We start from the raw sequence: 22,208 nt of genomic DNA, 5'->3' as shown, positions 1-22,208 counted from the left end.
GTGAATCAAAAACCATGTAATCTAAGAAAGTATCAGCTACCGACTTTGTCAATAAACCCATTTAACTTTCAACGTCAATTATACACTAGACATCAAAAATTCCTATCTATTTTACCTTTTTTTGTTATACTGATTTCAGGAGGTCTTTCAAATATGAAATTAGTTGAAGTACAAGAATTATATTATGCCATCGATACTTTTTTATACAGTCGCGCAAAAGCAGAATTTTCTAACAATATCCCTACTTTTGACTTAGTTGTCCAAGTTAACGACAAATTATTAACGGCCGATTTTTTAGATTTAAAAGATAGTCGAATTCAAATTTATAGTACCACAAGTCAGCACACTATCGCATCTCAGTCAATTCCTTACGAAAATGACAGTAGTAATGCTTTCATCAGTCCGATAAGAAAAACAATCTTTAAAAATTATCGTTCCGAATTTTCAGGCTGGTCTAATCTTAGTAACAAACCAGAGTTATTACTTCTAGATTTGATAGATTTAATTAAATCTATCAAATCGCCCACTTTTAAGGCTGTTAAAACACCGGCTAAAAATGTAACTTATATTGAAAGCCATGCCAAATTACCTTTTCAATTTTTTGATCCAGAGACAGACTTCAAAATTATAAGTTTGAAAATTAGTGAAAAAAAATAAGATTCAATTGAATCTTATTTTTTTTGTACAGAAAAAGCCTTAACACCATGGTTGTTAAGGCTTTTTACTTAATGTAGATTTAGTTGTTTACTTTTACGACTTCTTTTCCGTCATAAAAACCACAGCTAGGACATACATAATGTGATTTTCTTAATTCGCCACAGTTAGGGCAAGCGCTCATACCTGGGACAGTTAACTTGTAATGCGTACGACGCATTCTCTTACGTGTTTTTGATGTTTTACGTGCTGGTACTGCCATTATCAAACACCTCCTTTAAAATTATCCAAAACTTTTAATAAAAGTATTGTTATGTTTATTCCTCTTCAGAACCATCATTATCAAAAAAATTTTGTAATGAGGCAAATCGAGGATCAACTTTTTCTTTTCTAACCTGTACGAGTTTATCTTCAGTAAGAACTTCCCAGTCGTCTCCGGTTGGTAAATCTTCTGCTTTTCTCTCATCATCAGTCAGTATCTGCATCGGAATCTGTAATAACACATTATCCTCTATCACAGAATTCAAATTGAGCATATCTTCTTCCAAAATAATTACAACATCATTTTTATCAAACCGTTCAAGTGCTTTATCGCGATAGCCTACATAAAATTCATCAACTGAAAAATTTAATGGGACATCGACACTCTTTAATGATCGTGTTGATGGCATTTCAACTGTTAAACTAACGTTAAAATGACCAATGACATCTTGATGATCTGCTGACAGAATGCCCGTAACATGGACTTCTGAAACAGCTGTAATTGTTTTGTTGCGCAGCATTAATCCTTCGGAAAGGTTTAACATTTCGTCAACTTGAAGTGGTTCATCACTTTGTTTTTTTAACTCAACTAAGGACCATTTCATGCAAATATGCCTCCTAATGCAACGCTTATGATTATACCTGTGATTAAAAACATTGTCAATGGTATATCCTTGACAGTATGTTAATTAATTTGTTTAGGTCTTCTAAAAAGATCCGATTTTTTATGACTAACTAGCCCATAAATAATTCCTGCTCGATAATCTAATTGGTAAAGTCCCTCTTTATCCTTTTTACTAATTTTTGTTATTATAGGATATGGCACTTCCTTTTTTAAATGATTAAGCAGCGTTTGACCTTTTTTTGAGAACCCTAAGACATGATAATAAGGCTGCTTATATTGTTTGTCAATTTCATTTTGCTTTATTTGTAACAAAATATAAGTTGCTAGTCTTGAGATTTTTGTATAAGTTACTCGTTTCGACTTAACGGCTTGGACCCAATCATCAAAATTAGCCTCGTCAGGCAACTTTTCGTACTGCTGCAACAAACGATACTCAATACCCTCAGACATGCCATAAATCGACGATAATTGACCTGGTGTTGATAGACTCAACTGATATCGAAGATATGGCCAAAAATCTGTCCAATCGGCCCATCTTTCATTTTCTGAATCAAGTCGAGTTTGATTAGGAACAACTTCTACAATCGATTCTTGATGTTGAACTGCTAATCTAATTGCTGTTGCACTTGTAATTTTTTGAGTATCAACAAATTTTGTTTCATGGTAATCAGCCTCTATACGTTGAATCGGACATAACTGGATTTCGGCTTTTTCGGCTATGCAGGCTTCAGCATAAGCTAAACCTAACAAATCATTAGGCCGATTAATTTGAACACCTGTTTTTTCAAAAACAGCTCGTTGATATTGTGTGGCATACGTTTCATTAAACTGATTAAACTCACTATCTAACGTTTGAATTTCAGTTGCGATAGTCATAAAATCCAAATCAGGATGTTCAGCACCAAAAACAAGTCTGGTTATCTTTAATCCGGCCAATAATTTAATGGCACCTTGAGCAAACAAATCAGCCGGTTGAACAGAAAATGCAACGGGTAACTCAACTATTAAATCAACACCAGATTGCAATGCTTGCTCCGTACGGCTCTCTTTATCAAGTGCAGCTGGAATACCTCTCTGTAAGAATTGTCCGCTCATAAGGGCAATAATCGTCGTATCAGGATACTTTTCTTTTATTTGATTAATCTGATACAAATGTCCGTTATGAAACGGATTATATTCAACAATAACCCCAGTCGTGTCCAAGTAACTCACTCCTATTTATCGCAGACAAAAAATAGTCTTGTTGTTTTATCATCAACTTGACTTGTGCCAAAATCAGCCGAAATTTTAATATTCTTAAATCCAGCATTTTTTAACAATTCAGTATACGTATTAACTGAATATGTTCGTTCATGATGGTCCTCAGTTAGACGTTCAAATTGACAGTTAGTATCATTTTTGACAAAAAAAGTTAATTCATGAACGACACTGTGTGGCTCTTCATCTTTAAATGTTGACCACAAAAAAGCTTGATCATCATCCTGATAGTTGTACATATAACCTGGATAAATCTCATCCGTTTGATAGGTTGAGATAACATCAAAAATGAATCGACCATTTTCTTGTAGTAATCCATGAATTGATTTAAAAACGTTTCCTACAGCATCAGCGTCAGGTAAATAACAAAATGAGTCAGCAAAACAAGTTACCGCATCAAATTGTGGTAACTCTGCCTCTTCCAAATTCATCATATCACCTTGTACTAAAGGCAAGGATACATTCGCATCCTGTGCGTGTTGGTCAGCAATTGATAACATTTCTTCAGATAAATCTAAACCAACGACTGAATAACCAGATTGCGTTAAAGCAATTGCTAATTGACCTGCACCACAAGCTAATTCAAGAATTTCAGTTTTCTTATCAGGAACTTGTGTTTCGACAAATGTTTGCCAAGAATCATATAAATCAGGATCCATTAATTGATCATACAATTTTGAAAAGGTGGTATAAATCATTATTCTTCAATCCATGCTGATAAATCTACAGATGCGCCTTCAGACCAGAATTTTTCAAGATCATAAAATTCACGTGATTCAGTTTTAAATACATGCACAATTAAATCTCCAAAATCTAATAAAACCCAACTAGTTGAATTACGTCCTTCAATACGACGGACTTCAACACCTGCTAGTTCTTCTTGATCTTGAATTTCTTTGACGATAGCCTTAACTTGGTGAGCTGAGTCAGCTTGTGTCACCATGAAATAATCAGCTAATAGACTAATTTCATGGACATCAATAGCCACCGTCTTTTCGCCACGTTTACTGTCAGCAGCCTTAACTGCGATTTCTAATTTTTCTATACTATTCATTATTACTCCTCTATTCTGCGACCCATTTATTAAAGGTCAAAATTGTTTTAGGATACACTCTTTTATTGGTATTAATTAAATAACTTAGTGTATGTTTTGTTTCAAATCCAACAGCTGCATCCAAACTTTCAAATGCTTTTTTTCGTGCTTCAAGAACGCCAGAGAACGTCCTACCTTCTTCGATGAAATCAGCGACGTAGACAATTTTATCCAACAAATCCATCTCAACATCGCCTGTCGTATGCTTCACAATTGATGTTAAAATTTTATCATCTGTAATACCTAATTCATCATGTATCAACTCTGCGCCAACAATTCCATGCCAGATAGCATTCCCCCAATTTAATAAATCAGGATCCATATGTTTTTGCTTAATTGTTCTGATAAAGGTGTCATCTGTCCGCTCCTTGGCATAATCATGAATAAGTCCAGCAATACTTGCTCTTTCAATATCACCATTATTATTTTGAGCAAGTTCAATTGCAGATTTTTCAACATTTAACACATGCTGAAATCTTTTTTCACTCAAAGTTTCCTTCAAAATCTGTACTAATTCTTCTCTAGTTCCACTAAAAAGATTATTAGAATAAACTAAATTATTCACGATACAACCCTTCTTTCTCAATATAATTTGAGACTGCCTTAGGTACTAAATAATTAATTGAACAGCCTTTTTTTATCTTATCTCGAATTTGTGTTGAACTAATATCAATTGTTGGTACATCAACCCAAAGTATAGGATACTGACTTGTTTGTTCAAATCCCGTTCGTTTAACTCCAACAAAATGTACTAATTTTACTAATTCATCAATACGAGACCATTTCGGTAAATAATCTACCATATCGCCGCCAATAATAAAATAGTAATCATTTTCCGGATGAGCTGCTTTTAAAGCAACCACAGTGTCATAGGTGTAGCTAATACCACCGCGATTAATTTCAGTATCTTCCAGCTTAAACTTATCGTTATCCGCGATACTTTGATTAACCATATCAAGGCGATACTTTGCATCAATTGCTTCCTTTTTATCCACATGTGGTGGTGTTGCATCCGGCATAAATCGAACTTCACTTAATCCTAATTGCTGACAAACTTGATCAGCAATTATTAAATGACCTAAGTGAGGCGGATTAAACGTACCCCCGAGAATTCCAACACGCTTTTTCGTATTATCAAGAATGGGTTTAGTCTTAAATTTCGTAACTAAATTAATTTCTTTTAATTTTTGGACTTGAATAGTCAAGCTAAAAACCTCCTCAAAATTTTAAATTAAGCGAGTAAATTAACTTTGTCAGAGATATCTCGATTTTCGACATCTGTTGCTGCTTGATAAAGCACTAATGTATGACCAATCACTTGAACAACTTGAATTGAACTATTAGATTCAATAAAAATACGAACTTCATTTGTATCAATTGTTGCATTTTGTAGCATGTTAATTTTGATTAATTCGCGTTTTTCAATTGCTTCGCGAATTTGGTTTAACCAGTTAGTAGACACGCCTTCTTTTCCAACTTGGAAAAGTGGACGTAAATGATGTGCCTGACTGCGTAGATATCTTTTTTGTTTGCCTCTTAATGTCATATGTTAGTTAACTCCTCTTATATCATTGCTTTACGTAAAAGAACCGAAACACCTTTTGGTGCCCAGCCAGCGACTTTAGCACCCTCATTAATGGTTACCCATCCAAGTCCGGCAAAAACTAAATCACTTTTTTGTGTTGCTTTAAATTCAAAACGAACTAATTCTGGGAAGTCGTTCATTTCATCATCTGTTGGTGGATTTAATAAACCACCAGCATGTTTCTCATAAAATTCACTTGCAGTCTCAGTTTTTGTTCTATGAATCATTAAATCATTATCAAGATAAACGACAACACCAGGAGTTCCCCCTGAAATGTAATCAAATCTTGCAACAGCCCCAAAGAATAATGTTTGGTTTTCATTTAACTGATAGACGCGTTGTTTAATTTCTTTTTGAGGAGAAACTAATCTTAGCGCCTTACCTGATAGATAATGAGCCATCTGGTCTTGATGAATAATACCTGGTGTATCAATTAAAGCTCGATCATCGTCCAATGGAATTTCAATCTTATCAAGCGTAGTTCCTGGGAATCTTGAAGTTGTAATCAGGTCTTGGACACCTGTTCTTTGTTTAATGATTTGATTAATCAATGTTGATTTACCAACATTAGTTACTCCAACAACGTACACATCACGGCCTTCACGATACTTTTCAATTAATTCTAATAATTCATCAATCGCAAAGTTTTTTGTTGCACTTGTCAATGCAACATCAATTGGTCGTAATCCTTGTAAATTAGCTTGTTGTCTCATCCAATCCTTTAACTTCGAACGTCTCAATGACTTAGGCAATAAATCAGCTTTATTTCCAACCATTAAAACAGGATTATCACCCACAAATCGATGTAATCCAGGAATTAGACTACCATTAAAATCAAAAATATCAATAACGTTGACGATTAATGCATCAGCACTACCAATTTGATTCAATAATTTTAGGAAATCATCATCAGTTAACTTAACGTCAGCAATTTCATTGTAATGTCGTAGTCTAAAACATCTTTGGCAATATAGTTCATTTGTTTCAAGTCCTTTTTTTACTGCGGATTTAGGTGTATAGCCTAATTCATCTACTTCTTCACTTTGAATTTTTGAGCCACAGCCAATACAAAAAAGATCTTCGTCAATTTCTGGTACTTCAATTATGTCAGTCATCCAATGAATTCCCCCATTTAGTTTTAAAATCGTGTTTTTTAATTAAGTGATTTTTAATTCTTTTTTCAATGAAACGATTAGGTTTTGTATTCCAAGCGTCTGATTCAACAAGTGGTTTAACCAATATACTTTTAATGCCCGCATTATTCGCAGCAGCAATATCAGTCATCAATTGATCACCTATTAAAACTAAATCTTGATTATTCATCTTAAATTCATTTTTAACTTGGTTAATTCCTTTTGTAAATGGTTTTAGAGCTCTGGAAACAAATGGTAATCCAATATGTTCCAGTGCCTTTTCAATACGTTCGTGACTATTGTTAGATACAACAATCACTGGAATTGAAGCCGCAGCTATAAGCTCTAACCAATTCTTCAATTCTGGGGTTCCGTTTGGGTTATCCCATGCAATTAATGTATTGTCTAAATCAGTCATAACAACTTTAATTCCATGATTTTGTAAATCCTCTGGTGTTAAATCATAAATTGATTCAACCATCCAAGTTGGTTTATATCTCTCAAGCATGTTAGCTACCTCAATTTTAGAATAATAATCTAAGTATAATGTACTTTCAACAAAATTGCATGTTTTCCATGAAAACAAATGAAATTAATTTTATTTTCTCATTTTAAAATAATAGAAACGAGTTATTTCAATTTTATATTGCTCTTTTTAAGATTATATTTTGTCTTATTAGTTACATAGACCATAATCATTGATATCACATAAAATTTTTTTGATTTCACTAAAAATAACATACTTAACTTATTTACAGAAATTTTATTAAAAAAAGAGGATACTTGACAATTGGTCAAGTATCCTCTTAAAAGTTATTATTTACTTAATGCTTTTTTAGCTTCTTCTGCAACAGCAGCAAATGCTGCTGAATCTTTAACAGCTAATTCAGCTAACATTTTACGGTTAACTTCAATTTCAGCTAATTTCAAGCCATGCATCATCTTGCTGTAACTTAAACCATTCATACGTGCTGCAGCGTTAATACGTGCAATCCATAGACGACGGAAGTTACGTTTTGTTTGATGGCGATCACGGAATGAATATTGGTACGATTTCATTACTTGTTGTTTAGCTACCTTAAATTGGATATGTTTTGATCCACGGTAACCTTTTGCTAATTTAAGCATTCTTTTGCGACGTTGACGTGTAACGGTTCCACCTTTAACTCGTGGCATGAAAATTCCTCCTTATTGAGCCATTTAAAAATGGCATCAATTGTCTAATTTATATTTATTATTTCATTTGTGAAAGCATTTGTTTGATACGCTTGTTATCTGATGCTGACACTGTAGTTGATTTGCTTAATTGACGACGTTGTTTCTTAGTTTTACCATGCATACGATGACTTGTATATGCTTTAGAGCGTTTTAAGCCACCATTTCCTGTACGTTTAAAACGTTTTGCTGATGCACGATGAGTCTTTTGTTTTGGCATAATCTAATATCCTCCTAATATAGCTTTACTTTTCAGCCTTAGGTGCAAGCATCATGAACATACTACGTCCATCCATCTTCGCTCTTGATTCAACTGATGCAACTTCTTTAGCTGCGTCAGCGAAGCGATTCAAGACATCACGTCCGATTTCTTTATGCGTAATTGCACGGCCTTTAAATCTAATTGATACTTTAACCTTATCACCTTTTGCAAGGAATTTTGAGGCATTTTTCAATTTTGTATTGAAATCGTTAATATCAATCGTTGGACTAAGTCTAACTTCTTTAACATTAACAATCTTTTGGTTTTTACGGGCTTCTCTTTGTTTCTTTTGTAATTCGAAACGGTACTTCCCGTAATCCATAATCTTAGCAACAGGTGGTTTTGAGTTAGCGGCAACAACAACAACATCTAAATTAGCAATTTCTGCCATATCTAGTGCTTCTTGTTTCGTTTTAACACCAAGTTGTTCGCCATCATCACCGATCAAACGAAGTTCCGATGCGCGGATACCTTCATTGACCATTTTGTCTACTTTATCAACTGCTATGGCAATGCACCTCCAAATTTTTTTGAGAAAAAACACAGAAAAACGGGCAACAATAATAAATTATCGCAGCCCGCTTGAAATCCATTTTAATTGGAATTTAATTTCAATAATATTCTGCCCAGAGACTCTTTGTCTCTTCAGGCGAGAAGCGGGAGCCTCTGCTTTTTCTTAACTTTTATATCATACCAACTTGAAGACTCATTGTCAAGCAAATTAAAATGAGTCTTTTTTATGCTTTACGACTATAGTTGGCAATTTCTTTTGTAATGTTGTTAATAAAATCTTCTTTTGTAAAGATATTTGAATCATCTTCACCATGTCGACGAACAGAAACTGTATTTTCAGCTACTTCATTATCACCGACAACTAAAATATAAGGTACTTTAGTAACTTGCGCTTGACGCATCTTATAACCCATCTTTTCGTTACGTTCATCAACCGTTACTCGTACACCACGAGCAACTAAGTTAGCACGTAAATCATGCGCATAATCGGCATGAAGATCGTTTTTAACAGGAATAATTGTTACCTGTTTAGGAGCCAACCAAGTTGGGAATGCTCCTTTGTACATTTCTGTTAAGTAAGCTGTAAAACGTTCCATCGTTGAAACAAGTCCACGATGAATCATAACAGGACGGTGTTCTTCACCATCATCACCGATGTATGATAATTCAAATTTTTCAGGCATCATGAAATCTAATTGAATTGTTGATAACGTTTCATCATTTCCTAACGCTGTTTTTGTTTGAACATCTAATTTAGGACCGTAAAATGCTGCTTCTCCTTCAGCTTCGTAGTAATCTAAGCCTAAATCATCCATAGCACCTTTTAACATACTTTGTGATTTTGTCCACATTTCATTATCATCAAAGTATTTCTCTGTGTTAGCTGGATCACGATAGCTCAAACGGAATGAATAGTCAGCAATCCCAAAGTCATCATAAACTTCCATCATTAAACGAAGGACGCTTTTAAATTCTTCTTGAATTTGATCAGGAGCAACGAAAGTATGACCATCATTTAATGTCATTTCACGTACACGTTGTAAACCAGAAAGTGCACCTGATTTTTCATAACGATGCATCATTCCTAATTCAGCAATTCTGATAGGAAGATCACGATATGAACGAATATGATGCTTGTAAACTTGAATATGTGAAGGACAGTTCATTGGACGTAACTCTAACTCTTCGCCATCACCCATGTCCATTGGTGGGAACATGTCTTCGCGATAATGGTCCCAATGACCAGAAGTTTTATATAAATCCAAGTTGGCTAAGATTGGTGTGTAAACATGATCATAACCATTTGAAACTTCCTTATCAACAATGTAGCGTTCAATCGTACGACGAATTGTAGCACCATTAGGTAACCAGTATGGTAATCCTGCACCAACTTTTGGATCTACAAAGAATAAATCTAAGTCATTACCAATTACTCGATGATCGCGTTCACGTGCTTCTTGACGACGAACTAATTCAGCATCTAAATCTTTTTGTTTAAAGAACGCTGTACCATAAACACGTTGTAACATCGGATTACTTGATTTACCTTGCCAATATGCACCAGCAACTGATAATAATTGGAAAATTTTAACATCAGCAGTTGAGCGTAATTGTGCGCCATCGCTTAAGTTAACGAATTCACCTTGTTTGTAAATTTCAACTTGTCCATTTTCATCAGTAGCTTCAACTACTAATTCAGCACGATATGGGTCACCAGCAAATAATTCAAGAGCTTCAGCTTTTGAAACTAATTGACGTTCAATTTTCAAATTTTCTTTAACAATTGATTTCATCTTATCTTGAATTTTCTTCAAATCATCAACGCTAACTTGTGTTTCACCATTATCTGTATCAAAATAGAAACCATTTTCAATATCAGAACTCATACCAAATTTCATACCTGGGTATAATTGTTGTAACGCATTAGCTAAAACTTGAGCAGCTGTATGCCATAAAACGATTAATCCGTCTGCAGATTCTTTAGTAACAATTTCGATAGCGCCGTCTGCCTCTAATGGACGAAGATAATCAACCAAAACACCATTGAATTTACCGGCAATTGATTTTTTAGCTAAACTAGGACTAATTGACTTTGCAACGTCTTCAGTCGTAATACCTGAATCAAACTCTTTAACTGCGCCATCTGGAAATGTAATATTTATTTTTGACATGTTAACTTCCTCCATTGTTTTAATATTTTTTGATACAAAAAAAGTCCCTAATACACAAATAAAATCGTGTATTAGGGACGTCGATTAACGTGGTTCCACCCAAATTCAAAGTTTTGCCGAAACAAAACTTTCTCCATAGATTTTAACGGATCCAATCCGACCTGATAAAAATCAGGCAACATTATGGAAGTGGTCATCACTTATTCTCTGCCAGAAAAGCTTTCAGCTATGCTTTCCCTCCCTGCGGACATAAAAAAAGAATGTAATCTTCCGTATCAATTTAATAACTATTTAACCATTTTTAGTGAAATTTAGCAACTATTATTCTTATTTAGGTCGACGATTTTTTCCAACAATCTTAACTTCTTTTGCTAAAAAGTGAATTCGTTCCATAATTCTTTTTGCCTTAAGAGGCTCGTCTTCACCCTTTTGACTAATACGTAAATGCTCATCTTCTAGTTGTTTCATCGAAAAATTAGAACTAAAGAAAGTTGGTAATTCTTCTTGCATGCGATATTGTAAAATAACACCTAAAATATCATCACGAACCCAACTAGACATTGCATCGGCACCAATATCATCAATCATTAAAATTTCAGATTTTTTAACAGCATTTAGCATGTCATAAACACGATTATCACTAATAGCATTTTTAATTTCAACTGCAAAACTAGGGAAATGCATTAAAGTCGTTTGGTATCCTCGACTTGCTAATTCATTGGCCATAGCACCTAAAAGATATGTTTTACCAACGCCAAAGCTACCATAAAAATACATTGCTTGGTGATAAGATTTAGGACTATCAACAAATGTTGTTATAAATTTTAAACTCTGGCTAAGTGCATCCCCACGTTCATCCATATCAAAGCCATTCATAGTCGCGTTTTTGATATCTTTAGACATACTCATTGATTTAACTCGCTTAGCTAATGCTCTACTTTTTTGAGCCTCGATAAAAGAATCTGTTGGTACATAGGAAACATCAATCATATGATTATTCAAAACCAATTGTGGCTTATAACCTGGTGCTATCATTCCTTTACCAAGAATAATTTTATTTTTTTCAGATAAGAATTCATACAATTTTGCATCAGCGCGTCGAATACTATCCTCTGTTAATTCAGCTTTATTTCTATCTAAAAAAGCGATGACATCTGAATCTTCATAAACTTTTCTCATTAAATCACGATAATTAACATTAGGATATCTTTCACTCAGGTTGTCCTTTTCAAGAAATTTTTTGATTTCTGTCCCTAAATCTTCCATCATTTTCCTCCTTTGGGTGCTGTTTTATTAAATTCAGCAAGTTGTCTTTTTAGTTCATCCTTATCAACTTTTACATCCACTTTTGGTGCTTGATAGTCATCTTTAGCCCAATCAGGCAATGTCTCTTTTTTAATTATTTTTCTTTGTCGTTGGTTTGACGCCTTAGTTTCAGTCTTTTTATTGTTAAATTGTCGAACCTGATTAATGGCTTCTTCAGGTGTCTTCACTTTTTGCTGTGACCAATCATTAGCCATAGTATCGACAAACGATTTATTAAGTGTTGATAAATCACGGTCAATCAAAATGTAATGAATCAGAATATTAATGACTGAATTAGAAAATATCTGTCGTTGAATAAGTTGCTGTAACAGATATGCTTCACTGTCAGTGACATATCCACCCTTGCTTTCTTTTAACGATTTCAAAAAATCAAAAGGTTTATAGGCTTCACTCGCAAGAATTAACTGCGAATCCTCTTCAGAAAAACCAACTTTTTTTAGCGTTTCAACAGATTTCATATTAACCTTTTTATTATCACTACTTGTTAAATCTTCTTGTTTTTTCAGTTTAATTTGTTGATTATATTTGTGAGCAATATGTTGCTTGAATGAATTATAATCAACTTCATTTGTTGATAAGTCAGCTGAATCTCCAATAAATTGGGCCATTTCGATTTCATCAATACCATACAAGAGATGCTCTGAAATAATTAAATCCCGCTGTTCATTGATATTATCCAAAGAAACGAAACTCTTTTCCAGTAGTTCAATAAAAAATTTAAAATCAAATGACTCAATACTACCTGACTCAACTAACTTTTTCGGTATCTTCTTGTCCGTTGAAAAAACTTTTTTACTTTCAGAAATAATATCAGGTTTATTAGACAAATGATCTTGATTAACTTGGAAAACATCTAAGAAACTTTTAGATGTTTCTTTGAAGCCATCTAATTTTAAAATTGGTAACGCAAATCGAGTGGTAATTTCTTTGTACCTACCATCACCAATCGATTCCCAGAGTAAAGTGCTTAGTAAATCATCTGTAAAAAAATCAGTTGCTTGCAAAGGTCGACGCAATTGATAGACAACAACTTTTCCTATTGCATCCTCTTTTTCAAAGCTCTTCAAAAGCCCTAAAGCTTCAAGGGCACTTCTTGCTTCATAAAACATTGCTATGTCAATATTTAGTAATGCAAGTAATTCACTATGCATCTTTCGATTAGATAATTGTGGATTTTGACCTGCCTCACCTTTCAATAGAGCAAATAGACCACTCGCAATCACACCCATAACAGGTTGATACAAGTAGTCTAGTCGTTCAATATCATCATTTGTAACTTTTTCATCCATTAAAACGACATAACCGTCTTTCGGACTCATATTTCCGCATATATCAATCATTGATTATCATTCCTTCAAATCCGGTTTATCTGTAGGTGTTTTATCACGAGCCATCATTTCATTTAATTCTTTTAAGAAAACACTCATATCTTTAAATTGGCGATAAACACTAGCAAATCTAATGTACGCAATTTCATCTACATCAGCCAATAATCCCATAACATATTCACCAATTAGTTGGCTAGAAATTTCATTTTCACCTAATGCTCTAACATTATTTTCCACTTGATCCACAAGATGAGTGATAGCTTTCATTGAAACTGGTCTTTTCTCAGCAGAACTGATAATACCTTTAAGAATCTTTTCACGATTAAATTCTTCACGTGTTCCATTTTTTTTAATAACAAGTAGTGGTGTAGCTTCAACTCGTTCAAATGTTGTGAATCTAAATTCACAATTTTCACATTCACGACGTCGTCTGATAACGCGACCTTCATCTGTTGGTCGACTGTCAACGACTCGAGAGCCATTATGTTGGCAATGTGGACATTTCATTGTGACACCTCATTATTTTTTATTTACATTATTTAACCATTAATTTGATTACTAAGCCAGTTTAGCACTTGAACCCTTGTAACGGCAACCGTTGTTGAATTATCTATTACAAAATCTGCTAAATCTTTTTTCTTTTGAATGGGCCATTGTGCTTTAACCCTTAACATCGCCTCATCTAAAGACAATTCATCCCGCTTCATTAAACGTTCTAATTGTGCTGTTTCAGGTACATAGATAACCATTACTGCATCACAAAGTAATTGGTAGTTTTGCTCAAATAATAAAGGCATATCCAAAATAATTAACTGGCTACCTAATTTTTTTTGGACTTCTATTTGTGACAAGATTTCTTTTCTAATAGCAGGAACCATAATGCCGTTCAATTTTTTTAACTCTGTTGCATCATTAAAAACTAGCTGACCTAACTCTTTTCGATTCAAATTCCCGGTTAATGATAAATATTTTTCACCAAATGTTTGAATGATTATTTTTAATGTTACAGATTCTGGTTCAACAGCTTGTCTCGCAATAACGTCTGCATCAATAACTGTGATATTTTCTTCTCTAAAAATACGACTAACTGTTGATTTACCTGTTGCTATGCCACCAGTTAGTCCAAGAATATAAGTCATTTTTAAACTTCCTTTAACGGTTGGCAATGTGGACAGTAGTGTGTCCCTCGTTGTGCCACTTTTATTTTAACAATAGGCGCTCCGCATCTAGGACATGGTTTTCCTGTTTGACCATAGACATTCAAATCAAATTGGAACAAACCCGTCTCACCAAACGCACCCGTATAGGATCTAATTGTTGTTCCACCAGCTTGTACCGCAGTGGCTAGCTCAAGAATAATATTTTTACGTAATATAGCTAATTTCCTATCAGAAATTAAATTTGCTGGCTGTTCCGGATTAATTTTACTCATCCATAAAACTTCATCAACATAAATATTTCCAAGACCAGCAACCGCTTCTTGATTTAATAACACAGGCTTGATTGCCATATGCTTACGAGATAAATATTTTTTGAAATAACTGAGCTTAAAATCATCTTCTGTCGGTTCTGGTCCTAGCTTCTTAAGTCCCGAAAGTTCACGTTCTCGACCTGTGGGGATTAGTTGCATGCGTCCAAACTTACGAACATCATTGTATCTTAAATCTTGCCCATCAGTTAAATGAAATATGACGTGGGAATGTTTTTCAATTGGTTCATCTGATCCACGGACAAAATATTTGCCTTCCATTCTTAAATGAGAAACCATTGTCATTTTACTATCAAAACGAAAAAGTAAGTATTTACCCAGTCTATCGATTGATTCAATCTTTCTACCTTCTAATTCACGCTTAAAATCTAGTACATCCCCAGATACAATTTTAGGCCATAAAACATCAATTGATTTAATTGTCTTACCTATAACTAATTGACTAAGACCTCTTCGAACCGTTTCAACTTCTGGTAATTCTGGCATATAATTACCCCCAACCACTTTTTATTTAGTATCAAACCAACTATCACCAAACGCACTCTCAACTTTTAAAGGAACCTCTAAAGAAACAGCAGCGTCCATAACTTCAGGAACTTTCTTTTGCAAGATAGCAATTTCTTCTTCAGGTGCTTCAAAAATTAATTCATCATGTACTTGTAATAACATTTTGGCTTGTAAATGTTCTTCTTCTAACATTTTGTTCATATTAATCATCGCTACTTTAATAATATCCGCAGCACTACCTTGAATTGGGGTATTCATTGCAGTTCTTTCAGCAAAAGAACGTAAATTAAAGTTTCGACTGTTAATATCTGGTAAATAACGACGACGATGGAATAATGTTTCAACATAGCCCTTATCTTTAGCTTCACGCACAACGCTTTCCATGTAGTTCTTAACGCCTGTAAATTCATTTAAATAAGTATCAATAAATGTTTGTGCTTGTTTTCTAGTAATCCCAATATTTTGTGACAATCCATAATCACTAATACCATAAACAATCCCAAAATTGACTGCCTTAGCTGTTCGACGCATATTTGACGTCACGTCATCTGGCGATTCTAAACTAAAAATTTTCATTGCTGTATTAGCATGGATATCGATTCCTTCTTTAAAAGCTTCTTGCATATTAGCATCATGCGCAATATGGGCCAAAACACGCAACTCAATTTGTGAATAGTCAGATGAGAATATTTTCCATCCCTTATGTTCAGGTATAAATGCTTGTCTAATTTTCTTACCTTCAGGAACGCGGACCGGAATATTTTGTAGATTAGGATCTACAGATGATAATCGGCCTGTCGCTGTCAGTGTTTGTAGGTATCTTGTATGAACTTTCTTATCTTCATGTCTAACTTTTAATAATCCTTCAACATACGTTGATTGAATTTTTGCAATTTGTCGATATTTTAAAATTAAATCTGCAATTGGAGCTATTGTACTAAGTTGTTCTAAAACATCAACTGCAGTTGAGTAACCTGTTTTAGTTTTTTTAACAACAGGTAATTTTAATTTTTCAAATAAAATAACGCCTAATTGTTTTGGTGAATTAATATTAAATTCTTCACCAGCTTCACTATAAATTTTAGTTTCCATATCACTTAAAATAGTTGAAAATTCCTTTTTCATAATCTTCAATCTATCGGCATCCACATTAATGCCTTGAATTTCCATCTTGGCTAATACAAGTGAAAGAGGAAGTTCCATATCCGTGTACAAATCCATTTGCTCATGATCAACTAATCCGGCCATTAATGGTTCTTTCAAAAGATTTAAGGCGTCAACTTTCGATGCCATATGACTAAAGAAAATATCATCATCTTCTGGAATTGCACGTTTAACGCCTTTACCATATACCTCTTCATCAGACTTAACGTCATAGTAATCATGTTTCTGTGCAACTTTACTAAGATCATTACTATTATCACTTGTATCTAACAAATATGAAGCCAACAAAAGATCGAATTCAGTTCCTGCAAGTTGAATGTCCAATCGGTTCAATGCTACATAATTACGTTTAAAATTAAATACATTCTTTTTAATTTTATCATTTGAAAGAATTGAAACTAAAGTTTTAGATTTTAACAAATCAACATCTCGTGTTACGAAAAATTGATTGCCATCACCTATCGCAAATCCATCAAAATCTGCTGTATGATAATTATCTTCCAACATCTCTAAATAAAAAGAAATTGGTTGTGATAATTTAGATAATTCATCTAAATTATCACTAGTTAATACTTTATAATCTGTCTTTTTAGGTTCTGGAAATAAATTCATTTCTACACTATCTGATGCTGAATTTAAATTTAATTGACTTAAAAATTTTTTAAAATCCATTTTTTCATAGAAAGCAACTAACTTATCTAAGTCTTTTCCATCCCATTTTGTATCAGGAAAATCGATTGTGATAGGTGCATCTTGTCGAATTCTGGCTAAATCTTTGCTCATAAATGCTTGATCTTTATCTTCAATTAAATGCTCTTTCATTTTACTTTTCTTTAATTGATCAATATTTTCGTAAAGATTCTCCATTGAGTCATATTCTGTTAATAATTTAATTGCAGTCTTCTCACCAACTTTAGTAACACCGGGATAATTATCTGACGTATCGCCAACTAATCCCTTCATATCAATAATTTGCAATGGTGTTAATCCAAATTTTTCCATTACATGCTCTGGTGTAAATTTTTCGATTTCACTAACGCCTTTTTTTGTGACAGAAACTGTTACTTTATCGGTTGTTAATTGTGTTAAATCTCGATCTCCAGTCACAATAGTCACATTATATCCAGCTTCTTCACCTTTTTTTGCCATTGTGCCTATAATGTCATCTGCTTCAAAATCAATTAATTCGTAAGTTTTAATGCCGTATCCTGCTAGTAATTCTCTAAAATATGGCATTTGTTCTTTTAGTTCTGGCGGTGTTTTTGATCTACCGGCCTTGTAATTATCATATTTTTTAGTTCTAAATGTTGTCTTTCCTGCATCAAATGCAACTAATACATGTGTCGGTTTTTCGGTATCTAATATGACATTCAACATATTATTAAACCCATATAATGCATTTGTATGTAACCCAGCTTGGTTTGTAAATCTATCTACAGATTGGTACAATGCAAAAAATGCACGATAGGCAATACTGTTTCCATCAATCAATAGTAGTTTCTCATTAGTATTAGTCATTTAATATCCGTCTCCTTTGAAAATCTCTATCTCTATTTTACCAAACATCAGCCGTGATTAATAATGAATACGCTAATAACTCAATAAAGTAATAAAAACCCCCAAGTTATAAATCCTTAACTTGGAGGTTTAACCTTCTTATTTATGAATTACTAATCTCTACCACCGTAACCAAAGATTTGTAAGAATGAAATGAATAAATTAATAAAATCAAGATATAACATTAGTGCACCTGTCATAGCTAAGTTAGAAACTGAAACATTGCTATCTCGTTGTAAAAATACTTGTCTTAATTTTTGTGTGTCCCACGCTGTTAAAATGGTGAAAATAATCACAGCGATATATGAGAATACGTAATTAATAAGTTCACTTTGTAAGAATAAATTTACAAATGAAGCAACAATTAGTCCAACCAAAGCTGCTAATGCCTGTGTGCCTAATTTAGTTAAATCTCGTTTAGTAACATTTCCTAAAATGGTCATCGTAACGAATACAGCCGAACTTGCGGCAAATGCAGCAATGATATTCCCGACTGAATACATTGATATAATCAACGACAACGTTACGCCCTCAAGTACAGAATACCCCATCAATAAAGCAAATGTTACAAATGGTGCCCTTGATGCCTTTACGTTAATATTTAAGACAACCACCAATTGGACAATAAATAATGCCCAAATTGACCATGAATGTTCTGCCATAAAGCCATAAACTAATTTTTGAAATACTGTCAATGTTAAAAATGCTGTGACAGCTGAAACGCCAACTGCAAGCGCCATATACCCATATAATTTTGCTAAAAAATGATTTAATCCATCTTTTTCATTAATAATAACGCTATTTTGATTATCCATCTTATTTTCCTCCTTGTTAATTAAGAAATCATGTTTAAAATATTGTGATTAATACACTAAAACCTATTACAACTAATTTAATAAAATGAAATAAGTTAGAGCAATACTACTTATTTTAATCAGAATACAACATGACTTTTAACCTCATACAGCATTAACCTTTTTAAAGGATAACCCCTTGTATGTATAAGGACAAGTGTACCAAATCATGTAAAATTATCAAGAATTTTCACTTTTCGTAAAAAAAAATTAAGTAATAAAAAAGAAATGATTCGAAAATCATTTCTTTTTCAGCAACTAATTATTTTTAAAACTTAAATTACTCAATAATTCTTCATATGCATATTCATATTTTTGGACATCTCCAGCGCCCATAAAAATAACAACTGCATTATTGTAATCAAGTAATGGCGAAAGATTATCAAGTTTGATAATCTCGCCACCCTTAACAATCTTTGCACCAAGATCTTCACTAGAAACATTACCTGATGTTTCACGAGCAGAACTGAAAATATCCGTTAAATAAACCTTATCGGCAAGATTCAAACTAATTGCAAAATCATCCATCAACGCAATAGTTCTACTAAACGTATGTGGTTGGAAGACCGCAATTAATTCTTTATCAGGATATTTTTGACGAGCAGCATCAATTGTTGCTTTAATTTCTGATGGATGATGTGCGTAATCATCAATAATTGTCATATCACCAATATACTTTTCGCTAAACCGGCGTTTAACCCCTTTAAAACTTAATAATTCACTTGCAATTTCTTCTAAATCAACTTTTTCAAAATACGAAACAGCAATAACGGCCAAACTATTTAAGATATTATGTTCACCAAAAATTGGAATTTGGTAATGACCTAATGATGTATCGTGATAATAAACATCGAATTCAGAACCTTTAGTTGTTCGTTTTATATCACGAGCTTGGAAATCATCAGAATCCTTTGTACCATAATAATAAATTGGAACATCAGCTTTTATTTTACGGAGTAAAGGATCATCTCCCCAAGCAAATATTCCTTTTTTGGTTTGTTTTGCAACTGTTTCAAATGAATCAAAAACGTCATCAATACCAGTAAAATAATCTGGATGATCAAAATCAATATTAGTCATAATTGAATAATCTGGGTGATAGGCAACAAAATGTCGACGGTATTCATCTGCTTCATAAACAAAGAATCTTGCATCAGGTTTTCCTTTACCAGTACCATCCCCAATTAAGTAACTCGTTGGTGCAATACCACTTAAGACATGTGCAAGCAATCCTGTTGTACTTGTTTTACCATGAGAGCCGGCAACACCAATACTTGTGTAACCTTCCATTAATCGACTTAACATTTCAGGATAACTGACAATATCTAATCCCATTTCACGTGCCTTTTTAAGTTCAGGATGATCCGCTGTAAATGCATTTCCCGCAATTACAGTCAAACCTTCATGGATATTTTTTTCATCAAATGAATAAACCTTAATATTAGCTAATTCTAATCCACGTTGTGTGAATGTATATTGGTCAATATCAGAGCCTTCAACCTTAAATCCTTGATCGTGTAAAATTAATGCTAAAGAACTCATCCCTGAGCCTTTTATTCCTACAAAATAATATACTTTTTGGTTATTCATCATTATCCCCTTTTCTGACATTATTCATTCATAATTTTACCATAAAATGAGTTAATATTCAGTTTGTCGTTAAAATTCTTCTCTCATCCGTCTGAGTTCATCTTCATTTAAATACACATCTCGAGGTTTCGACCCCTTAGCATGTGAGATATGTTGCTGATTTTCAAGTTCGTCAATAATATTGGCAGCTCTATTATACCCAATTGAAAAGACGCGCTGTAATTTAGAAGTTGAAATGGTTTGTTCGTGCGCAATAAAATCTAAAATACCTGGCAATAAATCATCTTGTTGTTCATTTTGATCTGCCATTTTTTTCAGTCCATCTGGATTAAATGCATATCTTGGCTTTCCTTGAGTTCTAACAAAATCTGTAATTAAATCTACTTCATCTTCTATATACGTTCCTTGTAACCTAACAGCCTGACTTGATCCATTACCTAGATAGAGCATATCGCCTCGTCCAAGTAATTTTTCAGCACCGGCCGTATCCAAGATAGTTCTCGAGTCAATTTGACTAGAAACCATAAATGCAATTCGAGTTGGAATATTATTTTTAATTGTACCCGTAACAACATCAACACTTGGTCGTTGTGTAGCCAGAATTAAATGAATTCCTGCTGCTCTAGCTTTTTGTGTAATTCTTGCAATATATTCTTGAACTTCATTTGAAGCAACCATCATTAAATCAGCTAATTCATCAATAATAATTAAAATATACGGCATCTTTAGGCCAAAATCGCCATTAGCTTCTGCTTTTTGATTAAAGTTACCAATATTTTTAGCTCCAGCTGCAGCTAATTTTTGATAGCGTTCTTCCATTTCATCAACAGCCCATTTCAAAGCTGCCGAAGCTGCTTTTGCATCTGATATAACAGGTGCTAATAAATGAGGAATATCATGATATGGCGCTAATTCGACAGCTTTAGGATCAATCAATAACAATTTAACTTCGTTTGGTGTTGCCTTATATAAAATAGAAACTAATAAACTATTGATAAAAACTGACTTACCAGACCCTGTAGCACCAGCAATTAATCCATGCGGCATTTTTTGTAAGTTAGTTACTTGTGCTTCACCAAATAAATCGACACCTAACGCCACCGTCAATGGTGATTTATTTTCTATAAACACTGGAGATCTCAATACTTCCGAGAGAAGGACTGGTCTTGATTTTAAATTAGGTATTTCAATTCCAACACTACTACGTCCAGGAATTGGCGCCTCTACACGGATATCTTTTGCAGCAAGCGCTAGTTTCAAGTCATCAACAAGGTTGGTAATCTTACTTACCTTAACACCAGCAGCTAATGATACTTCAAATTGGGTCACCGTTGGCCCAACTGTCCAGCCATCAACTTCTGCATTAACATGGAATGCTTCCAATGTATTATTTAATACATCAATTTGAGAAAGTACCCAATCATCTAATTCACCAGCATTTTCTAAAATAGGATCTGGTAATAAATCAAGTGATGGAAATTGATAACTTGCATCTGACCTTTTGACTTCTTCATCTGACTGATTATCATAATAGCTATCTTGTACTTCTTGTACTTCTTGTACTTCTTGTACTTCTTGTACTTCTTGTACTTCTTGTACTTCTTGTACTTCTTGTACTTCTTGT

At 33.6% G+C, this 22,208-nt stretch carries 24 protein-coding genes and 1 other annotated feature; of the genes, 1 reads left to right on the top strand and 23 read right to left on the bottom strand.

Features of this window, described 5'->3' with window-relative positions; translation table 11 throughout:
• The first annotated feature begins 153 nt into the window (after positions 1–153).
• Positions 154–657 (top strand): hypothetical protein, encoded by a 504-nt coding sequence (locus AC1RPQ_RS02290; RefSeq protein ID WP_481761209.1) that lies wholly within the window; start codon positions 154–156, stop codon positions 655–657.
• A gap of 79 nt (positions 658–736) precedes the next feature.
• Here the strand turns inward: AC1RPQ_RS02290 and rpmF are convergent, their stop codons facing one another.
• From rpmF to AC1RPQ_RS02175, 23 genes are all read right to left on the bottom strand, one after another.
• A complete protein-coding gene (rpmF, locus tag AC1RPQ_RS02285; protein ID WP_057973392.1) occupies positions 737–916 on the bottom strand; it encodes a 50S ribosomal protein L32 in 180 nt (59 codons plus the stop codon).
• A gap of 55 nt (positions 917–971) precedes the next feature.
• Positions 972–1,520 carry a YceD family protein gene (locus tag AC1RPQ_RS02280; RefSeq protein WP_409022679.1) on the bottom strand — a complete coding sequence of 183 codons (549 nt, stop codon included), beginning with the start codon at positions 1,518–1,520 and terminating at the stop codon, positions 972–974.
• A gap of 80 nt (positions 1,521–1,600) precedes the next feature.
• Positions 1,601–2,752 (bottom strand): nucleotidyltransferase, encoded by a 1,152-nt coding sequence (locus AC1RPQ_RS02275; RefSeq protein WP_481761208.1) that lies wholly within the window; start codon positions 2,750–2,752, stop codon positions 1,601–1,603.
• A gap of 2 nt (positions 2,753–2,754) precedes the next feature.
• Complete coding sequence (locus AC1RPQ_RS02270; protein WP_481761207.1) at positions 2,755–3,495, bottom strand: class I SAM-dependent methyltransferase; 741 nt, start codon at positions 3,493–3,495, stop codon at positions 2,755–2,757.
• On the bottom strand, positions 3,495–3,851 hold the full coding sequence (rsfS, locus tag AC1RPQ_RS02265; RefSeq protein ID WP_481761206.1) for a ribosome silencing factor: 357 nt from the start codon (positions 3,849–3,851) through the stop codon (positions 3,495–3,497). Before rsfS ends, AC1RPQ_RS02270 begins: the two co-directional genes overlap by 1 nt.
• Positions 3,852–3,861: 10 nt before the next feature.
• Complete coding sequence (yqeK, locus tag AC1RPQ_RS02260) at positions 3,862–4,455, bottom strand: bis(5'-nucleosyl)-tetraphosphatase (symmetrical) YqeK (protein ID WP_481761205.1); 594 nt, start codon at positions 4,453–4,455, stop codon at positions 3,862–3,864.
• Positions 4,448–5,095 (bottom strand): nicotinate-nucleotide adenylyltransferase, encoded by a 648-nt coding sequence (locus tag AC1RPQ_RS02255; protein ID WP_481761204.1) that lies wholly within the window; start codon positions 5,093–5,095, stop codon positions 4,448–4,450. Before AC1RPQ_RS02255 ends, yqeK begins: the two co-directional genes overlap by 8 nt.
• A 26-nt stretch (positions 5,096–5,121) precedes the next feature.
• Positions 5,122–5,436, bottom strand: coding sequence for a ribosome assembly RNA-binding protein YhbY (gene yhbY, locus AC1RPQ_RS02250; RefSeq protein ID WP_409022685.1), 315 nt, complete (start codon positions 5,434–5,436; stop codon positions 5,122–5,124).
• Positions 5,437–5,453: 17 nt separating this feature from the next.
• Entirely contained in the window at positions 5,454–6,590 is a 1,137-nt protein-coding gene (gene yqeH, locus AC1RPQ_RS02245; RefSeq protein WP_481761203.1) for a ribosome biogenesis GTPase YqeH, read from the bottom strand.
• Positions 6,583–7,116, bottom strand: a complete 534-nt coding sequence (locus tag AC1RPQ_RS02240; protein WP_409022687.1) for a YqeG family HAD IIIA-type phosphatase — start codon at positions 7,114–7,116, stop codon at positions 6,583–6,585. The genes yqeH and AC1RPQ_RS02240 overlap by 8 nt, the downstream gene beginning before the upstream one ends.
• A gap of 308 nt (positions 7,117–7,424) precedes the next feature.
• On the bottom strand, positions 7,425–7,784 hold the full coding sequence (gene rplT / locus AC1RPQ_RS02235) for a 50S ribosomal protein L20 (protein ID WP_409022688.1): 360 nt from the start codon (positions 7,782–7,784) through the stop codon (positions 7,425–7,427).
• A gap of 58 nt (positions 7,785–7,842) precedes the next feature.
• Positions 7,843–8,043, bottom strand: a complete 201-nt coding sequence (gene rpmI, locus AC1RPQ_RS02230; RefSeq protein WP_057973380.1) for a 50S ribosomal protein L35 — start codon at positions 8,041–8,043, stop codon at positions 7,843–7,845.
• Between the two features lie 25 nt (positions 8,044–8,068).
• The gene (gene infC / locus AC1RPQ_RS02225) at positions 8,069–8,569 is read right to left on the bottom strand and encodes a translation initiation factor IF-3 (protein WP_409022689.1); all 501 of its coding nucleotides are present in this window, start codon (positions 8,567–8,569) and stop codon (positions 8,069–8,071) included.
• A gap of 56 nt (positions 8,570–8,625) precedes the next feature.
• Positions 8,626–8,763 (bottom strand) — a sequence feature (ribosomal protein L20 leader region).
• A gap of 59 nt (positions 8,764–8,822) precedes the next feature.
• A complete protein-coding gene (thrS, locus tag AC1RPQ_RS02220) occupies positions 8,823–10,769 on the bottom strand; it encodes a threonine--tRNA ligase (RefSeq protein WP_481761202.1) in 1,947 nt (648 codons plus the stop codon).
• A 327-nt stretch (positions 10,770–11,096) separates the two neighbouring features.
• Positions 11,097–12,035: a primosomal protein DnaI gene (gene dnaI / locus AC1RPQ_RS02215; protein WP_409022691.1), complete on the bottom strand. Its 939-nt coding sequence runs from the start codon at positions 12,033–12,035 to the stop codon at positions 11,097–11,099.
• Positions 12,035–13,435 (bottom strand): replication initiation and membrane attachment family protein, encoded by a 1,401-nt coding sequence (locus AC1RPQ_RS02210; protein ID WP_481762173.1) that lies wholly within the window; start codon positions 13,433–13,435, stop codon positions 12,035–12,037. The genes dnaI and AC1RPQ_RS02210 overlap by 1 nt, the downstream gene beginning before the upstream one ends.
• A 6-nt stretch (positions 13,436–13,441) precedes the next feature.
• Positions 13,442–13,930: a transcriptional regulator NrdR gene (gene nrdR, locus AC1RPQ_RS02205; protein ID WP_409022693.1), complete on the bottom strand. Its 489-nt coding sequence runs from the start codon at positions 13,928–13,930 to the stop codon at positions 13,442–13,444.
• A gap of 32 nt (positions 13,931–13,962) precedes the next feature.
• Positions 13,963–14,562, bottom strand: coding sequence for a dephospho-CoA kinase (gene coaE / locus AC1RPQ_RS02200; RefSeq protein WP_481761200.1), 600 nt, complete (start codon positions 14,560–14,562; stop codon positions 13,963–13,965).
• 2 nt (positions 14,563–14,564) lie between these two features.
• The gene (gene mutM / locus AC1RPQ_RS02195) at positions 14,565–15,398 is read right to left on the bottom strand and encodes a DNA-formamidopyrimidine glycosylase (protein WP_481761199.1); all 834 of its coding nucleotides are present in this window, start codon (positions 15,396–15,398) and stop codon (positions 14,565–14,567) included.
• Between the two features lie 21 nt (positions 15,399–15,419).
• On the bottom strand, positions 15,420–18,101 hold the full coding sequence (polA, locus tag AC1RPQ_RS02190) for a DNA polymerase I (RefSeq protein WP_481761198.1): 2,682 nt from the start codon (positions 18,099–18,101) through the stop codon (positions 15,420–15,422).
• Between the two features lie 152 nt (positions 18,102–18,253).
• Positions 18,254–18,955, bottom strand: a complete 702-nt coding sequence (locus AC1RPQ_RS02185; protein WP_481761197.1) for a Bax inhibitor-1/YccA family protein — start codon at positions 18,953–18,955, stop codon at positions 18,254–18,256.
• Between the two features lie 297 nt (positions 18,956–19,252).
• Complete coding sequence (gene murC / locus AC1RPQ_RS02180) at positions 19,253–20,584, bottom strand: UDP-N-acetylmuramate--L-alanine ligase (protein ID WP_481761401.1); 1,332 nt, start codon at positions 20,582–20,584, stop codon at positions 19,253–19,255.
• A gap of 69 nt (positions 20,585–20,653) precedes the next feature.
• The coding region (locus tag AC1RPQ_RS02175) for a DNA translocase FtsK (RefSeq protein ID WP_481761196.1) at positions 20,654–22,208 on the bottom strand (1,555 nt) is incomplete at its 5' end.

This window comes from Dellaglioa sp. CoH-57-MRSF-21 (genome assembly GCF_056781915.1).
The sequence above is the reverse complement of the archived record's forward strand: the minus strand, read 5'-3'. Positions and strand labels throughout refer to the sequence as shown.

Excerpts from the sequence above, each read along its gene's own strand:
- infC (WP_409022689.1), bottom strand. The coding sequence starts at position 8,569 with ATGGTCAATGAAGGTATCCGCGCATCGGAACTTCGTTTGATCGGTGAT.
- rsfS (WP_481761206.1), bottom strand. The coding sequence starts at position 3,851 with ATGAATAGTATAGAAAAATTAGAAATCGCAGTTAAGGCTGCTGACAGT.
- rpmI (WP_057973380.1), bottom strand. The coding sequence starts at position 8,043 with ATGCCAAAACAAAAGACTCATCGTGCATCAGCAAAACGTTTTAAACGT.
- polA (WP_481761198.1), bottom strand. The coding sequence starts at position 18,101 with ATGACTAATACTAATGAGAAACTACTATTGATTGATGGAAACAGTATT.
- AC1RPQ_RS02210 (WP_481762173.1), bottom strand. The coding sequence starts at position 13,435 with ATGATTGATATATGCGGAAATATGAGTCCGAAAGACGGTTATGTCGTT.
- AC1RPQ_RS02280 (WP_409022679.1), bottom strand. The coding sequence starts at position 1,520 with ATGAAATGGTCCTTAGTTGAGTTAAAAAAACAAAGTGATGAACCACTT.
- coaE (WP_481761200.1), bottom strand. The coding sequence starts at position 14,562 with ATGACTTATATTCTTGGACTAACTGGTGGCATAGCAACAGGTAAATCA.
- yhbY (WP_409022685.1), bottom strand. The coding sequence starts at position 5,436 with ATGACATTAAGAGGCAAACAAAAAAGATATCTACGCAGTCAGGCACAT.
- AC1RPQ_RS02290 (WP_481761209.1), top strand. The coding sequence starts at position 154 with ATGAAATTAGTTGAAGTACAAGAATTATATTATGCCATCGATACTTTT.
- dnaI (WP_409022691.1), bottom strand. The coding sequence starts at position 12,035 with ATGGAAGATTTAGGGACAGAAATCAAAAAATTTCTTGAAAAGGACAAC.
- AC1RPQ_RS02185 (WP_481761197.1), bottom strand. The coding sequence starts at position 18,955 with ATGGATAATCAAAATAGCGTTATTATTAATGAAAAAGATGGATTAAAT.
- AC1RPQ_RS02270 (WP_481761207.1), bottom strand. The coding sequence starts at position 3,495 with ATGATTTATACCACCTTTTCAAAATTGTATGATCAATTAATGGATCCT.
- murC (WP_481761401.1), bottom strand. The coding sequence starts at position 20,584 with ATGAATAACCAAAAAGTATATTATTTTGTAGGAATAAAAGGCTCAGGG.
- AC1RPQ_RS02240 (WP_409022687.1), bottom strand. The coding sequence starts at position 7,116 with ATGCTTGAGAGATATAAACCAACTTGGATGGTTGAATCAATTTATGAT.
- yqeH (WP_481761203.1), bottom strand. The coding sequence starts at position 6,590 with ATGACTGACATAATTGAAGTACCAGAAATTGACGAAGATCTTTTTTGT.
- nrdR (WP_409022693.1), bottom strand. The coding sequence starts at position 13,930 with ATGAAATGTCCACATTGCCAACATAATGGCTCTCGAGTCGTTGACAGT.
- rplT (WP_409022688.1), bottom strand. The coding sequence starts at position 7,784 with ATGCCACGAGTTAAAGGTGGAACCGTTACACGTCAACGTCGCAAAAGA.
- mutM (WP_481761199.1), bottom strand. The coding sequence starts at position 15,398 with ATGCCAGAATTACCAGAAGTTGAAACGGTTCGAAGAGGTCTTAGTCAA.
- rpmF (WP_057973392.1), bottom strand. The coding sequence starts at position 916 with ATGGCAGTACCAGCACGTAAAACATCAAAAACACGTAAGAGAATGCGT.
- thrS (WP_481761202.1), bottom strand. The coding sequence starts at position 10,769 with ATGTCAAAAATAAATATTACATTTCCAGATGGCGCAGTTAAAGAGTTT.